The following is a 21,951-nucleotide window of genomic DNA, read 5'->3' on the forward strand; positions in this document are numbered from 1 at the left end:
GAAGCATGAAGCATCCGGACTGGCATAACAGATTAATCACCGTGATAAGGGCCGCTGAAAAGCGGCCTTTTTTATGGGGTAGTCATGACTGCTGCCTGTTCGCGGCTGACTGTGCTCAGGCCATGTGCGGCGAGGATTTTGCGGCGGCCTGGCGCGGAACCTACGACAGCGAACATGGGGCAAAAAAGGCGATATTGTGCGGTGGCGGCTCGCTTGAAAAGGTGCTGGCCCGGTATCTCGATGAAGTACCGGTGAAGCTGGCGCAGCGTGGTGATGTTGCCGTTGTTGAAAATGCGGGATCGCGGTGTGCCGGGGTGGTGTATTCCGGCGTTGTATGGGTGCCTGGCGAAAATGGTCTTGTCAGTCTGCGGGTTAAGCCGCTGAGTGTCTGGAGGGTGCGTTAATGCCTGCTGCTATTCCTATCATTGCGACCGTCGCTGCAGGTGCTGCCGCCTCATATCAGTATTACGGGATTGCAATGGCTATCACCGTGGCCGCTCAGGTGGCAACTCAGGCACTGACCAAAAAACCATCACTGGATTCATACCGTGACACATCGGAACGTAAACAGGTCCTTCGTGCCGCAGCCAGCGCCAAAACGGTTGTTTATGGTCACACCACGACAGCGGGAACATTGTTCTTTTCAGAAGAAGAGTCGGGGCAACAGGATGACGGTGAAATGCTACACCTGGCTGTTGCTCTGGCAGGTCACTCATTATCAAGTATTGGAACCGTCTGGCTGGGTGACGAACCGATCAGCAGTTTTCCGGAACATGCGTCTTTTGAACTGCATACCAATCGCCAGACCGTAGATCCGTACATGCTGGCAAACTGTCCGTCATGGAAAGAAGACATGATCGGAAAGGGGATCACCTGGCTGCGTGTGTCTCTCAAATTCAGCGCAGAAAAATTCCCGTCAGGCATCCCGAATATCAAGATCGAAAAGTACGGTCGTGCCGTTTATGACCCGCGTACCGGGTTGACGGGTTACAGCAATAACGCGGCGCTGGTTATCCTGGACTATTACCGCAATTACCTGAAAGTGCCCGACACCGATATTCTCTGGGACCAGTTTCAGGAAGCGGCGAACATCTGTGATGAGGATGTGATTACTGGCGGTAATACCGTTGAGAAGCGTTATACGATTAACGGTGAGTTCGATCTCAGTGAAAACAAAGTCAGTATTCTGGAAGGAATGCTGGCGGCATGCGCCGGTGATGTAACGTATACCGCTGGTAAACATGGTCTTCTGGTCGGGGCCTATTATGGTCCTGCGACAGAGGTGATCACTGAAAGCCAGCTGGCAGGTGATATCGAAATCATGCCGGAAGTCTCTCAGGCGGAACGTGTTAACACCATCAAGGGGACATTTGTCGATCCGCAGCAGGGTTATACCGAAGCGGATTTCCCCTCAGTGTCTGTCAGTGAATGGGTGACGGAAGACGGCGTGGAAATATCGCAGGATATGAAACTGAGATTTGTGACATCTGAATTTCAGGCCCAGCGTCTTGCAGACGTGAAGTTAAAGCGCACCCGCATCGCCAGAACCATGAACGTTACGTTAAACCTGAGCGGGTACCGTTACCGCCCGGGAATGTATGTGAAGGTGAATTTCCCGTCTATCGGTATCGTGAATGTTGAGATGCGGGTAACTGACTGGAAGTTCGGTGTTCAGAATGGCGTGCAACTGACACTGAAGCAGGAAACCGCAGATGTCTGGGGCGACGCCGTTGGCAAACCGATTGAGCGACCGCCGTTCACTCAGTTGCCATCCGGCGGAGTGGCGCAACCGCAGAACCTGAAATACACCGTGGAGGAAATCGGTCAGGTTGTACAGGGAATTTTGTCCTGGCAGAACATCGGGCAGGTTGTCTATAACAAAGTGATCATTCGCCGTAATGGTCAGATGGTCATGTCCGTCCAGGTTCCGGGGACGTTCACGCGTCTTACCGGGTTACCGAAAAATACCTACACAGCCCACGTTATTGCTGTAAACCAGATGGGGGCAGAGTCGCCAGAAGGGTATCTGGAATTCAGCATTGAAGCCCCGCCAGCACCTTCCCATGTTGATATTGAGCAGGGCTTCTTTTCCGTCACGCTGATCCCGCGTCTGGCGGCAATTACTAATGTTTCCACACAGTTCGATTTCTGGACGTCAGGTGAAACGAAACTGCCAAATACCTCAACAGAAACCGTGGAAGGGAATGCCAGCCGCGAGGGGATGGGAACGACCTGGACCAGCAATCAGCTACAGGTTGGACATACCTACTACTGGTACATCAGAACGGTTAACGCCTTTGGTGCATCCGGGTTTATCGAAGTTCCGGCGTTGTGCTCTATGGACACAGGCGGGCTGATTGACATCATTGATGACCATATTCAGAACTCTGATGCCTTTCAGAATATTAAGGATGGGGTTGATACTAACCTGGAAGGCATTATGGAAAATGCGCTGGCGAACCATGGAACCGTTGAGCATCAGTATCAACAATATGGTGAGGTACGCGCTGATATTCTGGTCGTAAAAACCACGGTGGCTACTGCTGAGCAGGGGCTCGCTGACTTATCCACTTATGTCCAGGCTCAAATAGGACCTGATGGCAGTCTGACCTCTGCGGTAAACCAGAAAATGACTGCGGTGGTGAACAGCGACGGAACAGCCAAAGCCTCCTACACGCTGAACATGGGTATCGTAAGAAATGGTGTTAAATACAACACGGGTTTCGGTATGTCCATCGAACCTGATGGAAACAGCTATAAATCCACGGTTGTATTTGCCGCCGATCAGTTCGGTATTTATTCCGGTAACAATCCAGGTAACTGGCAGGCTGCATTTTTCGTCTATAACGGGCAGGTATTTATTCGCAGCGCATTAATTCAGGAAGCATCCATCGATTTTGCGAAAATTACCGACTCACTTCAGTCTGCGAACTTCGTCCCCGGTGGTGGTGGACGTGGATGGAATTTACCGAAATCTGGTAGCCCAGAATTCCATGGGAAACTCTATGCTGACAGTGGTGAATTTGCATTTAACGGAGTGAATAACGTTACTCGCATTGACGGCAATGGGATCACTGTAAATCTCTCTGGCGGTGGCAGAGTTGTCGTCGGGAGGTGGTCATAATGCCGGAAGGGATATTAATCGACTATAACGATGGACGTCCGGTAATGGCAATTACTGCAGGGCTGCGTGCCCCCAGTTTTTGCACAACCTTCTCGGGCTGGTCATCCCAGTCAATGCAGTACCCGGTCAATACGCCACTTGTTCCCGGTTCACAGGTCATCGTGGTGCCCACCAATCCCATTTACATCTATTCCTTTGCTGAATTTGATGTGGCCATTATGACGGGGGTCACCCGAAACGGGGACTCCGGGGTCATCATTGGTGCAGAAACCATCGGGGGTAAGGCCCTCACTCCGGACTGGTCTGGTTATGTCATGGAGCTGCTGCCAGCAGCCACTTATAACGAAGGATTACTGGTTTCGAACTCGACTGACTTCACCGCCATATCCAACCAGGCCGCGCTGATGACCTGCGCTTATTCCGGGCGCATTACGGTTAACGGCAGCGCTCCGCTTCCGGTGGGCGGTATTCCTTTTGGTAAATGGGATAACCCAAATGTGTCGGTGGGGTTTGATGGCGGCAACATCATCGTTCGCGATATTTCCTACACAGGGCGGGACGACGTGGCCGGAACGGCGACGATTGACCTGGTGATATTCAATCAGACAGCACCAGTCGGCGGCGACGGTATCACGATGACCAACGCAGCAGGCCAGGTCACGTTCTCCACGCTGAAACGCCCCTTTGTATATGACCGACAAATCCAGATTACCGATGCCTTTCAGGATATTGGCGGCGGGTTTTGCCAGATAGTCTATACCGGCGTTCAGGTACGTATGCTCAGCGGATGGGGAAATATCAGAACTAAAGGCGTGGTCATGTCAGGCGGTAGCGTCAGGTCAGCCTACAACAAAGTATTTGCGGACCGCAATTCTGGCGCATGGGATATGACCCGAAACAGAAATATCGCCATGCCCATTCTTATTCTTCCGAATATGTACTGAGGAAAAACTATGTCAGCAGGAACCTTAACCCTAACGAATAACTCTGCTGCGGTCGCTGGCAGCGGGACCGCGTTTACTACTGAGGTGGCGGCAGGAGATTTTATTGTTGTTACTGTCGGTGGTATTCCCTATACGCTCCCGGTTAAGTCCGTGGAAAGTGGTACAGGGCTGACTTTGGTTAGCAATTTCACTGGACCAACACAATCCGGCGCGGCCTGGTCTGCCGTTCCCCGCGTGGCGCTGAATATGGTTACCGCGGCGCTGGTAACCCAAAGTGCTGAAGCACTTCGTGGCCTGAACTACGACAAGCAAAACTGGCAGCAGGTATTCAGTGGTACGGGAAATATCACAGTAAAACTGCCGGATGGAAGTTCATATACAGGACCATCATGGAAATATCTGTCTGACAATATGGCTACAAAGTCGGACGGGGCTGTACCTGTTGATCAGGGCGGCACCGGTTCTACCACTGCATCTGGCGCTCGCTCAAACCTCGGTTTAGGAGATAGCGCCACTAGGAACGTTGGCACGAAAGTGGGAACGGTTGCAGGTGGTGATGATTCGCGTCTGAACACCATAAATGGTAAAACCGGTGGTCAAATTAATAGTGGTGTGAATCTGGCATGGGGAACGGATGGCGTTTTCTCTCACTCTCTGGGGTTTGATGTAATCCCCGGACAGGAAGCGGCCAGACTCCGTGGGTCACGTGCTGATTTTACCGATGGTACTAACCGTGTGATCCTGAACCTTGATTCCGTTGGGAACAGGCGTACCGTGTTTTACGCCAACGGAGGCATTTTATGCCAGCCCGGTATTTATGGTGGTCCGCAAATGTACTCAACCTTCCTTAATTTCGTTGGCGGGCCTGTAGATTTATGGGTTGATAATTCGCGAATGGGGGCACTCCAGCTAACAACCACATCCGACAGACATCTTAAAAAAGAAATAAAATATCTCTCGGATAAAAACGTGATGGGTGAGTTGTCCGCATCTGCCACAGCACTGAATGAAGTTATGGAATGGAAGCCCGCGACGTTCAGGTTTAAGAAGCGAGGTATTATTCCTGAGAGCGAAACGAAGCTTGGATTTATCGCAAATGACCTGGTGGTGACGTCCCCGGAGTGTGTGAAGGGAAAAGGTCTGGAAGATGGATATGATGAGAATGATACTACCGACGCATATTCTCTGGATGAGACAGCAATGATTGCCAAACTGACGTTATCAATTCAGGCATTACAGAAACAAATTACTGAACTTCAGAACAGCAGTGTGTGATGCCTTTCTTGTGATATGAATTGCCGCAGTCACGTCGTATGCAAGAACGTAACTGCGGCCGACTGGTTACCTTACAATATAGCGAGTATTGGGTGGTTCCCAGTCGCATCGGATTGTACCTGTGCAATATGACGAATCAATGTGTTTAATCTGAAACCAGCCACATATCAGCCTCTTCAAACATTTCCTGAACAGTCCGGCTTATCTGTTCTTTCTCATGCTTGCTGGCGTCAGTGTTAATCGCCGGCAGTGTCATCATCGGTTTAACCCGAACATCAGCATCGGGGAATATCCGGTGAACCCTCTTACTCAATTCGCCCAGAATGATATCTTTTGCGCCGGGCAGACCATCAAAATTTCTTTTGTCATAAACGAGTTCCACGAACATTGTGTATTGCCTCTTTACTGTATGGATACACAGTATTTATACTGTGTTTTTATCCAGTATTCAAGAGAGGGCATAAACATGGGCTTTCCTTCACCTGCGGCAGATTATGTTGAAACACGAATCTCCCTCGATCAGCAGCTAATCAGCCAGCCCGCAGCGACTTATTTCATGCGGGCATCGCGTTCACATTTCAGGGAAGGAATACTCCAGGGGGCGCTGCTTGTTGTGGATGCGTCACTTACTGCCTGTGATGGTTCACTGCTTGTATGTGCAATAGACGGGGAGTTCAGGATCAAGCGATATCGAACTCACCCTCAGCCCCACCTGGTTAATCTGGAGAACGGGAGAAGGGAAGCGCTACCAGTAGATGATGACGGTTACAGTTCTGCACCCGCTATATTTGGGGTGATCACGTACATCATTAATGATGCCAGGAACGCGGAGTTTGATGACTGCCCGGTAATGTGAATAGCTTAAATTGTGCGAGGATTTTAACCTCATTCACCCGACACGTTAGGACGATGTTGAGAGCAAAAAATGTTTCACCATTGTACCTTCTTGATGATTATAAGCTATTGATTAAGTTGATCTTAAAATCATGGGTTATTGGCGAAAAAACGGCGTAACTTGTTGATAGTGTTTGATAACACGCGTGATTTAAAATCCCTCGGCGTTCGCGCTGTGTGGGTTCAAGTCCCACTCCGGGTACCATGGGAAAGAACAGAATAATCAAAGCAATAAGCAGTGTCGTGAAACCACCTACGGGTGGTTTTTTTGTGCCTGAAATTTGATTTCCTAACATCTTTCCTAAGATGACTTTGTTACATGTGGGATTATTATTTTAATTTTGCACACCCAGAAATACAGACAACCGATCTACAGTTTAATTTTAACTGCGCAAATCTGAACATAACGAGAACCCCGCCTGCGCGGGGTTTTGGCTTTCCAGTGATACGGCAGGGGGGGCGCTACGGTGCATTGCAACAGTACCCCTGCCATAGCGCCAAATTGTAGGGGCTGTTTGTTTTACTGATTATCAGCAACCTGTATCACCGGGGGCGCAGGTGTCGATAATGCTTTTCAGCGTATCGCTGCTCTTTGTTACCGTACCTTTTGTAATATCAGCTCTGACATTTAGCTGTGCCTTGGGTTGCCCATCACCTCCTTCCACTTTCATCAGGTTATCCGACGGGATAGTCAACGCAATATTCTGGCCTACCTCTGAACTGGATACGATATGAATGGGTGAGGTATATGGGAGTGTTTTTCCAAATTCATCCCCTGAAATAACTGAGCTTACTGTTATTTGATCACCTGCTGCCATGTTGTTGTAGGCAGCCACCACAACATCAACCCCATCCAAAGCCAGGTTAACACTCACAATCGACGGATTACCGGCTTCAGGTATTGATATGGTTATTGGCCCAAAGTCTGTTGGTGTAAAGGTTGTTTGCACTGAGGTGCTGTTACTACCGTTCACCGTTGCTGTCACGGTGAATTGTTCTGCTGTCAGATCAGTCAACGAGAGTGTCGCGACACCCTGGGCATTCGTAGATGTTGCGGTCGCTGAAGCATATTGTGCATTCGCAGAAGATTTACTCCATTGTACGGATGCCCCTTCTACAGGATTGCCTGCACGGGTTACCGTGATTTGCGCGACGTTTTGTGTGCTACCGTCAGCTGGCGAATTATCTGGGCTCATTGTAATCGCCAGAATGGACGGCACCTCTGCAAATGTCGCAGTCGTATTGCCTGTTTTATCTCCAGCGCTTGCGGCCACATGAATATCCTGAGCCACCGTATCAGTGAGGTTTAACGTGGCAATTCCACTGGAATTGGTTATAACCGTCAGTGGCGAAACCGGTTTTGCGCTACCGACGCCAAGACTCCATGTCACACTGACGCCAACCATTGGCTGGCCGTTAGAGTCTGTTACCACAGCCTGAGCTACGTTCGCAGTGTTGCCGTCAGCCGGGGCATTATTGTTGTTCATACTGACAGTCACATTTGAAATAGCCTGGTTAATAAAGGCTGAGTTAACCGACTCTGTTTTTCCTCCTGCCGTAGCGCTTAATTTTACAGGGCCGACGGTTTTACTGGTGAAATTTATGGTTGCCTCACCGTCGCTGTCAGTAGCGCTTTCGCTACTGACGATAGTGGCTCCACTGTTTACCTGCCATGCAACTGCAACGCCGGAAAGAACTTTACCACTGGCATCTTTCAATACTACCTGGCCAATATTTTGATCATTACCGTCAGCCTGGCTGTTATTTTTAGTCAGGTTGAGATTTAGTGATGCCACTGACAGCGAAAATGAACTTGGCATTGTGCGGGTCAATGTTCCAGATGAAGCTGAGACGATAACCTGTTCGGCAGTTGTACTGGTCAGATTGACTGAAGCATTACCATTGGCGTCGGTCATCGATGTGGTCGTACTAAGTTTTGCACTACCAGTGACGGCCCAGGTAATAGATGCATTTGATGCAGCTTTATTATCAGATGTAATAGCGTGAAGCGTCACTGTATTAGTAGCAATACCGTCTGCTGGGCTGTTGTCTTTAACGCTCGTTAGAGTCATGTCTGTGAGAACTGCGGTGTCATCTTTTTTCTTATACTGCAGGATGATTTCATTGTTACGTTCTACAAGGTCATAGCGGCTGCCAGCGAGACTACGGCGCAGGGCAACCTGGTCTGAGGACATCTGCGACTGCCAGGACTGACCTAAAGTGTAATGGAAGTTCAGACTGAAGCGGGTTTCATCCATAGAATCCTGACCGTGCTTATAATCAATACCAGCAGTAACCAGCGGAACTGGCGTGTAGTTCAGACCGACGGTTATAGCGGAAGGGTTGCTCTGCAGGTGGTCTTTGTCGAATAGGGCAACATCATTTCCATAATATTGTTCATACATAGCCCGGGCACCCAGCAGTGGATATGTAGGGAGATAGCCTTCGGCACGGATATCATAGCCGTCAGCCGGTTTTTCATTATAGTCCTCGAAGTCACGTGAACTATGCCATTCAGTTGTACCGATATAGGTGTTGGCGGAAAGCTTCAGATAATCTGTCCAGGCTTCTGCACCAATACCGACGCGGCGGTTTTTGCCTGTGAAATCGTCATCAAAAAAGACATTTCCGCCAAACATCCATTTGTCGGTGTAGAAAGTTCGTACACCCATGCCGATATTGCCGGTCGTGCGCCCGTCGGGAGCTCGCAGACCAAGCTGGGTAAACAGCACTGCGTTTTTATTGTCATACAGAGGGGCAAGGAAATCGACGGCGCTTTCGTCCCAGTTGCCACTGTCGTCAATGTTGAGCTGAACGCGCGCGGTACCGAACTGGCTGAGCCACTGCTGAGTCGTTGAAGAGGTATAACCGGAGGCGGCTGATTTGGCACTGTTGACTACGCCGTTTTTTCCGCTGGAAGAGAGCGAACTGGCGACGGTGTTTAATGTTCCGGTATAAGGCAGCGTAGAGTCGGTTGATGTCGTGCTATGTACAGTCGAAAATGGAGAAGACGTAGCCGAAGAAAGAGGTAAGCTGTCCGCCAGAACACTGTGGGGCATGATTGGAACCAGGGGAAATAATACTTGTACAAAAATTTGTAACCATGCAAAGAAGCAAAAGTTTCTGCTTCTTTCAGTACCCGAGATTTTATGCATTATCATTTCTTCTTTAATTAGTTGAACCTGATGAGCTCAGTTCAATGTAGTTCTTGTGTATTAAATGTTGCTTCCGTATGTTCACCATATTGAAAACAAGAACGCTCCCATTGCTCATAGTCAGAGTTTGAAGGGGCTGAATCATTTTCTTTTATTTGTTGTTTCAGTATGACAAACGGAAGATCACATTTCTTGAAATTTCAAAACTCCCAAACCACAGCGCAACTCAGTCTTGTCGAGTTGATAAGAAAGTTGCATGTATTTCGGTTTTTTTTACCTGTGCTGTTTCTGCTTATAGTTTTTCAATCCATTTTTGTAGTAATTCCATATGAGGTAGGATTAAGGGTGATTTTTTTATGATTGCATTTGTTGAAATGATACATGTACGTAAATAATCATCCCCGTGAATGGTTTGATTGAAAGTGATGTGGTTACTGAGGCCTGTCGCTATATACAAGACGTATATACAGATTTCAGGTTCAGTATAAATTTGTATGAATTCGTACAAATTATATAAGATCTAATTGAAATTTGTTAATCCCATAACTAACTGTCATTAGGTTTTGTCCGCTCGCTAAGTACACTCAAACAACCTTTTTTATATCAGTAGGTTATCCCAGGGTTTGCTCATTGCTTTCACCATTGTTTTTTATGCGGCTACGCACTTACCAAATGGCATATATAAAATCGTGTAAACCGAACGGCAGATACTGAGCAATAAAACAGGCCGATCGCCAGGTTGAACGGGCACAAACGGTTCTGGCGGCATTGACAGTGACGCCCGTAGCAGCGCATATTGCCGCTCCGGCATTAAGCTTAGATTGTTTTTCTATGGTTTTATGTAAACCCGATGAACTGTATGTTCCTGCAGATTTCTTCACCGGCTTTTCCTTGCCTCTGGCAAAGTTATAAAGAATCAATAATAACGCAGATAAGAGCCCCAAAATTAATGATGGCGCTGGTGAGAAATTAACAGCAGCAATAGAGCCAGCTATTGAAAAATATTCTCTGTTTACAAAACAGCAATACATGATAAGTGTCAATATCACTGATTATTAATTATAAAGATACTCCCGGCAGGGGGGGGGAAGATCCATGTGGGAGATGAGTCGCGGGGAACGACTCGTTTTCAGACCGTAAAAATTCACCTAACGAATGTTAAGCCCGCTGGCGGTAACTATTTAAAAATCCTCCCAATCATAACTCGCTTCGGCGGTTTTTTTGTGCGTGTTTTCGCGAACTGTTCATTATCATGCAGCACATGACCCGTTAATACAAAACCACCAGCAATCCCTCCTCGTTAGTGACTCGCCATGTATATCGCACTTAGCGGCGAACAGGTGCGTTCAACATAAAACGTCCCCGGGCAGGATTATTCATAAATCCATCCCGTGCAGGGTTATAGTTGTGGTCCTGAAAACCGTTAATCATCACGGGATCGCCAATACCATCCTGGATAGCAAATGGTCTGTGGATCCTGTTTCTGGCTCTGAGCGTGAAACCGAAATTCTCCGTTCCACCAATAATAATGACGCTGTGTCCGGTTGCTAAAGCGGCACTTAACTCTCGCTCCAGTTCAGCCTGGTCTTGCAAAGTGCTGGCAGTGAGATGGGAGGAGGTCATTAACAGGATGGCGAGGGCAGCGCAGGAAAGCGCCCATGGCAGTTTCATGATTAATACTCATAAAAAGTATGGCTATTAAAGTATAGCTTTTGGTTGCGACGATACCCGGTGCAGGACGAACAATTTAGCTGTTATGTCCCTGTTCATGATGACGGTACAGGAAGGTCAAAGGGGGGCATTAAGCACTATAATTGAACAGGTAACAGGCGATCACCCCTGTTTGTTCACCATGCAGATGCAGGAGGTTACATCAGAGACTTACTTTCTCCGACGGTAATGTTTGCAGCATTACTTGTCCTTAGCTGCATTATATATCCGGTGGACAAAAGTTTGGCCGTTGCATCACTGCTGTCACAACGTTCCACAACTACAGACCACATCGTTATCGCCCGGCAGCATTTTGATAAGCTCCAGTCTTATCAGGTTCTTATTCGTTCCTCTTCCGTCCAGGCCGAAAGTAAAATCATTCGATATAGCTATAAAAAGCCAGGCTTTATAAGGATGGATTTTACTCAGCCGCATCCTGGGGCCGTTCTTACCTATAACCCGGTCAGTAATCACGTGAAGCTTTGGCCGTTTGGGTTGGGAACTTTGCCTGTATTAAACCTCTCCCCAACAAATTCTTTAATAAAAGACGAGCGTGGCCATCGGGTCGATCAGTCTGACATTGGCGCATTGTTGGACAATATTCGTCACCTGCAGCGAGAGGGGGAAACGGCGATAATCGGGGAGGAGAGCGTATCAGGGCGTTCGACCACGCACGTCTGCGTGACGGGGCCGGGGACGATGGTCGTTGATGGTGTTCACCGGTATGACGTTTGGTTCGATAACTACCATCGACTACCCGTGAAAGTGCTCAGTTACGATGCTGGTGGAAAGTGGCTGGAAACCGTACTTATGGATGCCATGATCATCAATATTCGTTTTCCCGTGGATTTTTTCACACCTTAAGGGCGCGGAGTTTATGGCCGAATATCAGTTTTCCACCGTCTGGCGGGTTGAAGCTTCGATCCAGGATGTATGGGATGTTTTCTCTCACCCGGATCAGTGGCCTGAATGGTGGGGAAGCCTGGAGCGAATTATTGAAATAAAGAAAGGGGATATACAGGGCATTGGCGCGTTGCACCGCTATACCTGGAAAGGGGCGCTGCCTTATCGTCTAACCTTTGATATTAACGTACTGAATATACTGCCTTGTTGTCTGCTGGAAGGGGAGGCGAGTGGTGAAGTTGAAGGGCGAGGAGTATGGTCTTTTTCCGACAACGGCAAGGAAACTATCGTCAGGTATGACTGGCATGTACGGACCACTATTCGCTGGATGAACTACCTTGCTCCACTGGCAGCGCCCGTCTTTCGCTGGAATCACGATACGGTAATGCGTGAGGGAGCAAAAGGGTTAGCCCGTAAACTAGGAACCAACGTGTACATATTTTGATGTGGCCGGTTTTTAAGGATATGGAGCCTGCCTGTTATTATGCGTTTTTCGTCTTTTTTAATGCTGCGCCTGTACTCTTGTGGTTGAAAATGGCTTAATTGTTTCTCTTTTCATTCACAGTTAACAGGTCTGTTATTGATGAATAAACTCCATCGACTCGCCTTTTTACGTCAGCGTCTGTCTGCTGTGATGATCGTGTACGGTCTCTGCCCGTTTAGCCGTCGCTCAACTCATACAACATGGACAGACAGCAATGCAACGTCGACAATTTCTTAAAAATAGTGTTCTCCTTTCTGCGGCCGGTTTAGTCGGTCCTTCCGTCGTTAGCCAGACGGTACAAGCCGCAGAGCCATTAGTTGCGCCTGTAGTACGTCGGCGCTTTGTCTTATCGCAAACCTATAAATTGAATCCGCCACAAGGCTCAAGCGGTGTGGTGAAACTGTGGATCCCGTTGCCGGTAGATACAGCATTTCAGCAGATGACAGACCTTGTTTTTAGCGGCAACTATAAGCAGGCATATGTCACTACCAATAATGCTTATGGCGCGAAAACGTTGTTTGCCAGTTGGCCCAATTCACAAGGAGAGTTGTTAATTAAGGTTGATATTGACATTGAAACCGCCGATTGGGAGCCGCTGAAGCAGGATGCGCTAAAAACCTGGCATGCGCCGGAGCAGATCGTTTATCCGTTGGATGTGAAACCCTATTTATTGCCGACTGCGCATACTCCCGTTGACGGGCTTGTGCAGGAAACAGCGCGTAAAATCACCGGCAACGAGCAGGACCCATTGAAAAAAGCACGCCTGATCTATGAGTGGGTCAGTAGCCATATGGAGCGTGATAATGACGTTATCGGCTGCGGAACGGGTGATGTGGCGGAGATTCTGAAGAGTGGCAAACTCAAAGGGAAATGCACCGATATGAGTTCCGTTTTCGTCGCTCTGGCACGTGCCAGCGGCATTCCGGCGCGTGAATTATTCGGGATTCGTCTGGGGAAAGCCAATAAGCTTGAACGCTACTCGAAAAGCGCCTTTGGTAAAGCCGACGGTGCCGGGGTAGCTGATGTGAGTGGAGGTCAGCACTGTCGCGCAGAGTTTTATCTGGCTGGTTACGGCTGGTTGCCTTGCGACCCGGCGGACGTGACGAAAATGCGTCTGGCCGAGAAAAAAACGCATCAGGATGCTGATGTGCAGGCCGTTAACACCTACCTGTTCGGTAACTGGGAAATGAACTGGGTAGGGTTCAACTACGGACGTGATTTTGAACTGTATCCGGCCACAGAACAGGGGGCGATGAACAATTTTGGTTACCCCTATGCGGAAGTAGACGGCGATCCGATCAACTTCTATGACCCTAAAGCGTTCTCCTACAACTATGTCGCAACAGAACAACGCTAAAGGCGCTGGCCTCACTCTGCTGACGGCCGCTGTGGCTGCCGTCACCGCAGGATTATGCTGCGTAGGGCCACTGTTATATTTGCTGTTTGGCATTTCGGCGGCAAGTTTTACGGTATTCGCTCGTTTCGAGTTTTTGCGTCTCCCCTTGATTCTGCTGACGCTTGGGCTGCTGTTGCGCCTCTTTTGGCGGCTCTATTTTTCCAAAAGGTTGTGGTGTACCGGCTGGCTGACCCTGAAACAGACGCGTATTCTCTACTGGTGTGCGCTGATAGTGATTTTACCGGTGTTATTTTATCCAACGCTGGTTGCCTGGTTTTATGAGGTATTTGAATGAAAATAGTCACTCTGATCGCTTGCTTATTGCTGCCGTTGTGGGCTCAGGCAGCTCATCAAAAAGTGGTGCTGGATATACAAAATATGACCTGCTCGCTGTGCGTCATTTCTGTTAATCAGGCGCTGCGTGAAACTGACGGCGTGATCAAGGCTAAATCGTCGCTGAAGACGCGCCAGGCTGAAGTGATCGTGCCTGAAGATTTCTCTACTGATACGCTACTCAAGGCGGTAGCAAAAACAGGATATACGGCCACGCTCAACCATATTGAACAACAATAAACCACCTGCGGGTGGTTTTCTGGTTATCAGAAGATGATGCCAGGTTTTTTGTGACCTCTTTTGTGCGTTAACTACCGGAATTACCCTCGTTTCCTGTTAACCTGAACAGGCGGTGTCAGTGAACCGCTCATGCCCATTTGTATCTGTTATCCCACCAGCCATGTAAGATAATCACAGGCAAGAATTTTTACTAAGGAAAAGCGTTATGAAAACGGGACCACTAAACGAAAGCGAACTGGAATGGCTGGATGATGTACTGACTAAGTACAATACGGACAAGGCAATTCTGGATGTGTCAGAGCTGGATGGCTTATTGACGGCGGTGCTCAGTTCACCTTATGAAATTGAGCCGGAGCAGTGGCTGGTCGCTATATGGGGAGGCGCGCAGTATGTCCCTCGCTGGTCCTCCGAGAAAGAAATGACGCGTTTCATGAACCTGACGTTTCAGCATATGGCTGATACAGCCGATCGCCTTGACGAATTTCCTGAGCAGTTTGAACCGCTGTTTGGCCTGCGCGAAATTGAAGAGCATGAGCTGACTATTGTTGAAGAGTGGTGCTTTGGCTATATGCGAGGTGTCGCGCTGTCTGACTGGTCTTCATTACCGGATTCGTTAAAGCCGGCGCTTGAAGCAATTGCGTTGCACGGTACGGAAGAGAACTTCGAGGTCGTTGAGAAACTGACTCCTGAAGCATTTGACGAGAGCGTGGATGCGATCCGCCTGGCGGCTCTGGATCTGCATGCCTACTGGATGGCGCATCCACAGGAAGCGCCGGTGAAGGTTCCGTTAAAAACGGATGCCAAAATTGGGCGTAACGATCCGTGCCCATGTGGTAGTGGTAAAAAGTATAAGCAGTGCTGTCTGCATTAAGAAAAAGGGGCGTTTAGCCCCTTCGTCTTACTAACAACTTTAATGCGACTCTAAAGCTATTGTTTTAACCGACTTCAGGTAGCAGTCCTGCTGCGATAGAAAATTGCACGCCTATCACGATGATCCCGCAAATGAAAACCAGCGCCAGTGCTGGTGTACCACCCGCCACCCGCCAGGTTGTTTGTGGATTGTGTTTTCTGCTTTGCCAGACCAGCATTGACGGGATGAGCAGAGCCAGCACCGCCAGGGCAACGCCTGCATAGCCTAATGCCATCACAAAACCACGCGGATAGAAGAGAGCGAACGCCAGCGGCGGCAGGAACGTCACCACACCGGTTTGTATTCTGCCTGTTACGGTATTACGGCGCTGGAAGAGATCGGCCAGATAGTCGAATAATCCCAGTGCGACGCCAAGGAAGGATGTTGCCAGCGCGAGGTCGGCAAACAGATGCACCGCCAGCTCTACGTGTGGCGAGGCAACTACTTCACGTAACGCCTGTAACAAACCGTTTAAGCCAGCATGGTTGGCGAGCAGCCCCATAAACGTCGATGAATTGATACTGCCGAGTGTAGCGAGTTGCCAGAAAATATAGGCGACCAGTGGAATAGCGCTACCCGTGATAAACACCCAGCGCAGTTTACGGATATTACCGTTCATATAGCTGACGATGCTGGGAACGCTGCCATGAAAACCGAACGAGGTGAAAATCACCGGAATTGCGGAGAGTGCGAGGCCTTGTTGTAGCGGCAGAGTGAGAAGATTCACTTTATGGATATGCGGCATCAGCAGGGCGAGCATGACGACAAGGAAGATAATCTTGGCGCTGAATAACAGGCGATTGAACAGATCGACCAGTGACGTCCCGACACATACCACACCCCCGGCAACAAAGGTGAACAGCAGTACACCCGCCGTAGGGGATATGCTGGCACCGGTCCAGTCGCTGATGCTTGACGCCAGTAATTCACCTGCGCCACTGATGTATGCAGCCGTTAGCGCGTACATTAAAAACATCATGCTAAAGCCTGTCACCCACTGCCCGTAGCGACCAAGATAGCGTTTAGCCAGCGTGCCAAGTCCGGTGTCCGCTGGTACATGCTGATACACTTCGAGCAGCAACAGCGCGGTGTAACACATGAGTGCCCATAGCCCAACCAACAACGCCAGCGTGACGCTAAACCCCACGCCCGCCGCAGCCAACGGCATCGCCAACATACCGGCGCCAATCGTGGTTCCTGCCACGATAAAAATACTACCCAGAGTTCTATTCTTCACGCTTTCCTCTGTCCCAGAGATAATCAACGGTTATATCTGCGGCGCAGGTTAAGGCATAACGATATTTTCGTCAAATCACCGTTACAATCTGTGTACAGATTAATTTACGAATATTTGGCGGTGAAGATGTATTACAGATGATATTTTTTGTGTCCTGCCAGCATAAACCTGCGTTAGCGCAAAGCAGTGCAATATGGTTCACATTAGGCTACGGGGTTTATTAAGGAGGGAGTATGGATTCTATTCACGGTCACGAAGTGCTCAACATGATGATTGAGTCTGGCGAGCAGTATTCAAATGCCAGTCTTGAAGCGGCGATTACGGCCCGTTTTGGTGAGCAGGCGCGTTTTCATACCTGTTCTGCTGAAGGCATGACGGCGGCTGAGCTGGTGGCGTTTTTGGCGGCGAAGGGGAAATTCATTGCCAGCGATGACGGTTTTTCTACTCATGAAAGCAAGATCTGCCGCCATTAAGATCCTCGAATTACGGTGGCGGTCAGCCACCGTAATCCAACAGAATTAATTCTGTGTATCAAGCGTAGCCAGTTCTTTATCGATGAAATAAAGACCTTCACCGCTTTTTCCTGCCAGTGATAACTTATCAATAACAGATTTAAATAATTTCTCTTCTTCATGCTGCTCGGCAACATACCACTGCAGGAAATTAAATGTTGGATAATCCTGGTGAGTCATTGCCGCATGAGCCAGCTCATTAATTTTTTGCGTGATCAACTGCTCATGTTCATAGGTGACACGGAACAGTTCATCCAGAGAAGCATATTCAGCAAACGGTGACGGCACAGTATTAATGCACGGCAAGCTACCGGTATCTGTCAGGTAATCGAACAGACGCTGCATGTGCGTCATCTCTTCCTGGGCGTGGCGACGCAGAAACGCAGCGGCACCTTCGAAGCTGTGGTAGCTGCACCACGCGCTCATCTGTTGATAGAGCAGAGATGAATAAAGTTCAAGATTCATTTGCTCATTCAGTTTGTCGATCATTTCTGTTTTCAGCATGGTTCTGCTCCACGAACATTAATTATATATTTACGTGGCGCCACTATAATTTGTTATTTAATTATTTGCAAAAGGTAAAATAATAAATTTATTTATTAAAAATGAGAATGGGAATAAAACGCATTAATACTATTAAAAGAGCGATATATTCTAAATAATTTGAGTTGCAGGACAAAATGCAGCAGGTATTTTGAACAGCGCTTGCGCAGGTCCCAAAGGGGCGAGGCCGTAGGCCGAGTCACCCGGCAAGGGAGGAAATCCCCAGGAGCATAAATAACTATGTGACTGGGGTTTCTGAGTGTAGTCAACGCACCTGCAGTTTGAAGTATGGCGGGTATATAAGTAATAAAAGACCAGCAAAACAATGCAGGTCAGAAAGGTTAATAGCCGAAAGGTTGTGTCTGCGACACGGCCACACCATGACACTGCCAGGCAAGCGTAATCCTGGTATTCATACACAGGGAACCTGCGTAAACGCTACAAGTTGCCACTGGCTGACCAAATGCTACAGCGCTGGCGTATCCCATCCGCTGACACTCTTTTGTTGCCGTACTCTGGGCAATATAGTTGTCTGTGCGCGCTGTTTGTAGCATTGCCTGGTTGTAAGTAAGACGAACCACGCCAGTGATGGGGCTGGCTTCGCTGACCTGCGCCTGTTTTGTGATAGTGCATCCCGTTAGCACGAGCGGCAAGAGTGCAAGAATAAGAGGCTTCATGATATCGCTCTGAAAATTCGGTGATACGTTATCCTGACTGATACAGCGACGAGTCAATGGGTTGAATAACGTGAAGATCACCTGCGATTAATCACAACGACGCTTTTGTTGTAAGGAATTCTGGCGTTTAACGGGGGAAATGTGAACATCTCATTATTTCTTAAAACTAAATTTCATTAAATTTGAAAGTGCGTTTGAGAGATAGTAATGTGACCTGAATGTTATGACTCATAGCGGAATCCCCGCGACGCATTCAGGAGAATACAGAATGAAAATTGCATTGATGATGGAAAACAGCCAGGCAAGCAAAAACGCGATCATTCATAACGAGCTTAAGGCTGTCGCGGATGAGAAAGGTTTTCCTGTTTTCAACGTTGGAATGAGTGACGAAAACGACCATCATTTGACCTATATTCACCTCGGTATTATGGCCAGCATTCTGCTCAATTCCAAAGCGGTCGATTTTGTGGTGACAGGCTGTGGCACCGGACAAGGTGCGATGATGTCGCTGAATATCCATCCTGGTGTGGTGTGTGGCTATTGTCTCGATCCGGCAGATGCCTTCCTGTTTGCGCAGATCAATAATGGTAATGCGCTCTCCCTGGCGTTCGCCAAAGGCTTTGGCTGGGGCGCTGAGCTGAACGTGCGCTACATGTTTGAAAAAGCATTTACCGGTCGTAATGGCGAAGGTTACCCGCCGGAGCGCAAAGAACCGCAGGTGCGTAACGCAGGTATTTTGAATCAGGTGAAAGCGGCAGTGGTAAAAGAAAACTATCTTGATACCCTGCGCGCTATCGATCCTGAACTGGTGAAAACCGCCGTGTCGGGCCCGCGTTTCCAACAGTGTTTCTTTGAAAATTGCCAGGACAAAGCGATCGAAGCGTTTGTCCGTAAGATCATTGGCTAAATCCTGTTGCCCGGTGGTAGCGGTCTGCCGGGCTTAACGATTTTTGTTTGATACCGCGCTTCCTGCATCGCGGGTCAGACGCAATGTATCAACCATACCAATCAGGCAAATGATGGCGATAGCCACAAATGCCAGACGAAAACTGATCCCCGGAATATTGTCCAGCGCCAACCATTCACTGATTTTATCGCCAATTCGGATCCCGATAGCCGCCAGTGATATCCCCAACCCTACCGCTAATTGTGTTGCCGTACTAAACAACGTATTGGCATAGCTCATCTGTGGTGCAGGGACATCCGCGAAGGCAAGCGTGCTGACGCCGGTAAACTGTATCGAGCGGAAAACGCCGCCCAGATATAGCACCAGTAAAATCACCCATACCGGAGTTTGTGGAGTAATCAGTGCGCAGGCCAGCAGCGCCAGAACATTCAGAACTCCGTTAATCAACAGCAGTTTCTTAAAGCCCAGCCAGCGTATCAATGGTGTGGTGGCTGGTTTAATCGTCAGGTTTCCCACAAACACTGCCAGCACCAGGGATCCGGCATGAAAGGCGTTCATGCCAAAGCCGACCTGAAACATTAACGGCAGCAGAAAAGGTACGGCGCTGATAGATGCACGAAACAGTGAGCCGCCGTACATCGTGACGCGGAATGTTGGTACCTGCATAGCCTCCAGACGAATCATCGGCCAGGCGGCATGATGAAAGTGGCGCAGAGCGAATATGAAGGTGGCAATCCCGAGAGTGAGCAGCCCGGCGGTGAGCCAACCCTGAGGCTGTTGTGAACCCAGTAACTCCATGGCGTACACCAGACTGACCATAGCGACAGACATTGCCATAAAACCGGGGAAGTCAAACGGACGGCGCTCGTCGTCATGAATATCCGGAATAATACGTAACGCAAGAGCTATCGCCAGCAGTCCCAACGGTACATTGATAAAAAAGATCCAGCGCCAGTTGGCATAGCTGGTGATAAACCCGCCGAGCGGCGGGCCGATGATCGGGGCAACCAGTGCAGGCCAGGTCAGAGTGGCAATGGCGGTGATTAATTGATGCTTTGGCGTTGTACGCAGGACGGCGAGACGACCGACCGGAACCATCAGTGCGCCGCCCACACCCTGTAATATACGCATCGCCACAAAGCCTTCGAGGCTGGTGGATAATCCGCAAAAGACGGATGCGAGGGTAAATATTGCCAGCGCCAGGGTAAATACCTTACGTGCGCCAAAACGATCGGCTATCCAGCCGCTGGCGGGGATCAGGACCGCCAGCGTAATCAAATAGGCACTGATGCCGATGTTCAGGTCAACCGCCTGCACACCAAAGCTTTTTGCCATATCGGGCAGGGCGGTGGCAATGACCGTGCCATCGATAAATTCCATAAAGAAGGCCCCGGCAACGAGCAGTGCTGCCGGCGAAAGGCCACGTAATTTCTCAACCGCTAAATGTTCACTCATGTCGTGCTTGCCATCTCAAAGAAATTGACTGTTTTTTTTATTTTCAGCGCAGCTACACTGCTTGCGCCGCTATCGTTTCGACAGCTGAATGGGTACTATGACGACCTTTCTATAAGGAGCTCACTATGTCCCAAACACTGAATGCCGATCAGGAACTGCTCTCGGATGTTGTTGCCTGCCAACTGGTTATCAAGCAAATTCTGGATATCATTGATGTCATTGCCCCGGTTGAAGTCCGGGAGAAAATGTCCAGCCAGCTTAAAAACATCGATTTTTCCAGTCACCCGGCGGGTGCCGATCCGGTGACTATGCGTGCAATTCAAAAAGCGGTTGCATTGATCGAACTGAAATTCACTCCGCAGAATGAGTCTCACTAAAATAAACCGTTGTTTCAGGTTTTAGAAAGGTTTTTTTGCGCCTCCCGGAACGGGAGGCGTGAACGTATAGATGACCGAGTGTAAGCCGGGTAAGGTGAATCGCATCACCATCCGGCATGAAAGCAGAGTGAATCAAAGATTAGTGCTGCTGGTAGTTAACGACATTTAGCAGGTGCTTATCCATTTGCGCCATACACAGGCCTGCCTGTTTGGCGCTACGAACTTCATCGAGAATCGTTTGTAACAGCATGCCATCCTGTTGCTGCTCTTTTTCCAGATCGTTCAGAAAATCAATGGTAGGGGCATCGTTCAATGCTTCAGCTTCGATCGCTAAGCGCGACAGCGTGCTGGAGCGCTGCTGATATTCATCAAGCGTTTTTTGAAACAACTCTTCAAGGGATGTCAGCTCATCTCCGGGAACATCGATGGCTTTCACGATAGGATTAGCGCCTGCTTTTTTCATAAAATTAAACACCCGCATCATTTGCGTCACGTTCGCCTGCGCCTGAGTACGCAGAAACGTTGCGGTGCCTGTCAGGCTATGCTCATAGCACCATTCACTAAAGTGAAGGTAGAGATTCGATGCGTAAAACTCAAGATTCATTTGCGCGTTGAGTTTGTGAACAATTCCAACTGCAGCCATATCAATATCCTTATTTCCAGAAAGAAAGCTGTACGTTACTAACGGCAGTACAACGGGCTGTCGCTGCACTTCACATCAACGTACAAGTCATACTGTTAGCAGAATAATTCCGTTCCGCCGGTCCTTTAGGTGACCAAAGAGTGATCTCTTTACCGATCACAAATAATCATAACGCCAGCCTGGTCATAAGAAAATCCTTAAAACTACATATTTATATTTTTTTACATATCGT

The 21,951-nt window shown here is 48.8% G+C and carries 23 protein-coding genes; 14 read left to right on the forward strand and 9 right to left on the reverse strand.

From position 1 onward, the window contains the following. The first annotated feature begins 5 nt into the window (after nucleotides 1-5). From OGY01_RS05290 to OGY01_RS05305, 4 genes are read left to right on the forward strand one after another with little or no spacing between them, the layout of a single operon-like run. Nucleotides 6-404 (forward strand): DUF6950 family protein, encoded by a 399-nt coding sequence (locus OGY01_RS05290; protein ID WP_048221291.1) that lies wholly within the window; start codon nucleotides 6-8, stop codon nucleotides 402-404. Then, nucleotides 404-3,124, forward strand: a complete 2,721-nt coding sequence (locus OGY01_RS05295) for a phage tail tip protein J-related protein (RefSeq protein ID WP_286492596.1) — start codon at nucleotides 404-406, stop codon at nucleotides 3,122-3,124. The genes OGY01_RS05290 and OGY01_RS05295 overlap by 1 nt, the downstream gene beginning before the upstream one ends. Continuing rightward, complete coding sequence (locus tag OGY01_RS05300; RefSeq protein WP_048221293.1) at nucleotides 3,124-4,068, forward strand: DUF6453 family protein; 945 nt, start codon at nucleotides 3,124-3,126, stop codon at nucleotides 4,066-4,068. The genes OGY01_RS05295 and OGY01_RS05300 overlap by 1 nt, the downstream gene beginning before the upstream one ends. Nucleotides 4,069-4,077: 9 nt before the next feature. Continuing rightward, entirely contained in the window at nucleotides 4,078-5,343 is a 1,266-nt protein-coding gene (locus tag OGY01_RS05305; RefSeq protein ID WP_286492599.1) for a tail fiber domain-containing protein, read from the forward strand. Between the two features lie 145 nt (nucleotides 5,344-5,488). Here OGY01_RS05305 and OGY01_RS05310 read toward each other — a convergent pair whose 3' ends face one another. After that, nucleotides 5,489-5,731, reverse strand: coding sequence for a DinI family protein (locus OGY01_RS05310; protein ID WP_038642073.1), 243 nt, complete (start codon nucleotides 5,729-5,731; stop codon nucleotides 5,489-5,491). 78 nt (nucleotides 5,732-5,809) lie between these two features. Here OGY01_RS05310 and OGY01_RS05315 point away from each other — a divergent pair, with 78 nt between their 5' ends. After that, nucleotides 5,810-6,199, forward strand: a complete 390-nt coding sequence (locus OGY01_RS05315; protein WP_502873400.1) for a HumD family translesion DNA polymerase — start codon at nucleotides 5,810-5,812, stop codon at nucleotides 6,197-6,199. A 568-nt stretch (nucleotides 6,200-6,767) separates the two neighbouring features. On the opposite strand, the gene OGY01_RS05320 is transcribed toward OGY01_RS05315, so the two are convergent. The 3 genes from OGY01_RS05320 to OGY01_RS05330 form a co-directional block, all read right to left on the reverse strand. Further along, complete coding sequence (locus OGY01_RS05320) at nucleotides 6,768-9,296, reverse strand: inverse autotransporter beta domain-containing protein (protein ID WP_286492601.1); 2,529 nt, start codon at nucleotides 9,294-9,296, stop codon at nucleotides 6,768-6,770. A gap of 761 nt (nucleotides 9,297-10,057) precedes the next feature. Then, nucleotides 10,058-10,435, reverse strand: coding sequence for a hypothetical protein (locus OGY01_RS05325; protein ID WP_286492603.1), 378 nt, complete (start codon nucleotides 10,433-10,435; stop codon nucleotides 10,058-10,060). Between the two features lie 283 nt (nucleotides 10,436-10,718). Continuing rightward, nucleotides 10,719-11,063: a hypothetical protein gene (locus OGY01_RS05330; protein WP_200012814.1), complete on the reverse strand. Its 345-nt coding sequence runs from the start codon at nucleotides 11,061-11,063 to the stop codon at nucleotides 10,719-10,721. 453 nt (nucleotides 11,064-11,516) lie between these two features. Between OGY01_RS05330 and OGY01_RS05335 the strand changes: the two genes are divergently transcribed. The 6 genes from OGY01_RS05335 to OGY01_RS05360 all read left to right on the forward strand — a co-directional run bounded on the left by OGY01_RS05335 (nucleotide 11,517) and on the right by OGY01_RS05360 (nucleotide 15,329). Beyond that, nucleotides 11,517-11,966, forward strand: a complete 450-nt coding sequence (locus OGY01_RS05335) for a LolA-like protein (protein WP_286492606.1) — start codon at nucleotides 11,517-11,519, stop codon at nucleotides 11,964-11,966. A 13-nt stretch (nucleotides 11,967-11,979) separates the two neighbouring features. After that, entirely contained in the window at nucleotides 11,980-12,450 is a 471-nt protein-coding gene (locus tag OGY01_RS05340; protein WP_200012818.1) for an SRPBCC family protein, read from the forward strand. Nucleotides 12,451-12,703: 253 nt separating this feature from the next. Continuing rightward, nucleotides 12,704-13,846 (forward strand): transglutaminase-like domain-containing protein, encoded by a 1,143-nt coding sequence (locus tag OGY01_RS05345; RefSeq protein ID WP_286492607.1) that lies wholly within the window; start codon nucleotides 12,704-12,706, stop codon nucleotides 13,844-13,846. Then, entirely contained in the window at nucleotides 13,824-14,180 is a 357-nt protein-coding gene (locus OGY01_RS05350) for a mercuric transporter MerT family protein (protein ID WP_200012821.1), read from the forward strand. Before OGY01_RS05345 ends, OGY01_RS05350 begins: the two co-directional genes overlap by 23 nt. Then, nucleotides 14,177-14,458, forward strand: coding sequence for a heavy-metal-associated domain-containing protein (locus tag OGY01_RS05355; protein WP_045444251.1), 282 nt, complete (start codon nucleotides 14,177-14,179; stop codon nucleotides 14,456-14,458). The genes OGY01_RS05350 and OGY01_RS05355 overlap by 4 nt, the downstream gene beginning before the upstream one ends. A gap of 205 nt (nucleotides 14,459-14,663) precedes the next feature. Next, nucleotides 14,664-15,329: a YecA/YgfB family protein gene (locus tag OGY01_RS05360; RefSeq protein WP_045444248.1), complete on the forward strand. Its 666-nt coding sequence runs from the start codon at nucleotides 14,664-14,666 to the stop codon at nucleotides 15,327-15,329. A 64-nt stretch (nucleotides 15,330-15,393) separates the two neighbouring features. Here OGY01_RS05360 and tyrP read toward each other — a convergent pair whose 3' ends face one another. Beyond that, nucleotides 15,394-16,605, reverse strand: coding sequence for a tyrosine transporter TyrP (tyrP, locus tag OGY01_RS05365; RefSeq protein ID WP_045444245.1), 1,212 nt, complete (start codon nucleotides 16,603-16,605; stop codon nucleotides 15,394-15,396). A 233-nt stretch (nucleotides 16,606-16,838) separates the two neighbouring features. On the opposite strand from tyrP, the gene OGY01_RS05370 reads away from it, so the two are divergent. Then, nucleotides 16,839-17,078: a YecH family metal-binding protein gene (locus OGY01_RS05370; RefSeq protein WP_045444242.1), complete on the forward strand. Its 240-nt coding sequence runs from the start codon at nucleotides 16,839-16,841 to the stop codon at nucleotides 17,076-17,078. A gap of 45 nt (nucleotides 17,079-17,123) precedes the next feature. Here the strand turns inward: OGY01_RS05370 and ftnA are convergent, their stop codons facing one another. Then, complete coding sequence (gene ftnA, locus OGY01_RS05375) at nucleotides 17,124-17,621, reverse strand: non-heme ferritin (protein WP_045444240.1); 498 nt, start codon at nucleotides 17,619-17,621, stop codon at nucleotides 17,124-17,126. Between the two features lie 380 nt (nucleotides 17,622-18,001). Beyond that, nucleotides 18,002-18,337, reverse strand: a complete 336-nt coding sequence (gene yecR, locus OGY01_RS05380) for a YecR family lipoprotein (RefSeq protein ID WP_045444238.1) — start codon at nucleotides 18,335-18,337, stop codon at nucleotides 18,002-18,004. A gap of 268 nt (nucleotides 18,338-18,605) precedes the next feature. On the opposite strand from yecR, the gene OGY01_RS05385 reads away from it, so the two are divergent. After that, nucleotides 18,606-19,244, forward strand: a complete 639-nt coding sequence (locus OGY01_RS05385; protein ID WP_045444237.1) for an RpiB/LacA/LacB family sugar-phosphate isomerase — start codon at nucleotides 18,606-18,608, stop codon at nucleotides 19,242-19,244. Nucleotides 19,245-19,277: 33 nt separating this feature from the next. Here the strand turns inward: OGY01_RS05385 and OGY01_RS05390 are convergent, their stop codons facing one another. Further along, nucleotides 19,278-20,699, reverse strand: coding sequence for an MFS transporter (locus OGY01_RS05390; RefSeq protein ID WP_045444234.1), 1,422 nt, complete (start codon nucleotides 20,697-20,699; stop codon nucleotides 19,278-19,280). Nucleotides 20,700-20,824: 125 nt separating this feature from the next. On the opposite strand from OGY01_RS05390, the gene OGY01_RS05395 reads away from it, so the two are divergent. Then, nucleotides 20,825-21,076: a DUF2766 family protein gene (locus tag OGY01_RS05395; RefSeq protein WP_045444231.1), complete on the forward strand. Its 252-nt coding sequence runs from the start codon at nucleotides 20,825-20,827 to the stop codon at nucleotides 21,074-21,076. Between the two features lie 139 nt (nucleotides 21,077-21,215). On the opposite strand, the gene OGY01_RS05400 is transcribed toward OGY01_RS05395, so the two are convergent. After that, nucleotides 21,216-21,719: a non-heme ferritin-like protein gene (locus OGY01_RS05400; protein WP_045444228.1), complete on the reverse strand. Its 504-nt coding sequence runs from the start codon at nucleotides 21,717-21,719 to the stop codon at nucleotides 21,216-21,218. Nucleotides 21,720-21,951 lie beyond the last annotated feature (232 nt).

It is taken from the genome of Citrobacter sp. Cm038, assembly GCF_030333105.1.
In the GTDB taxonomy this organism is placed as follows: domain Bacteria; phylum Pseudomonadota; class Gammaproteobacteria; order Enterobacterales; family Enterobacteriaceae; genus Citrobacter; species Citrobacter murliniae.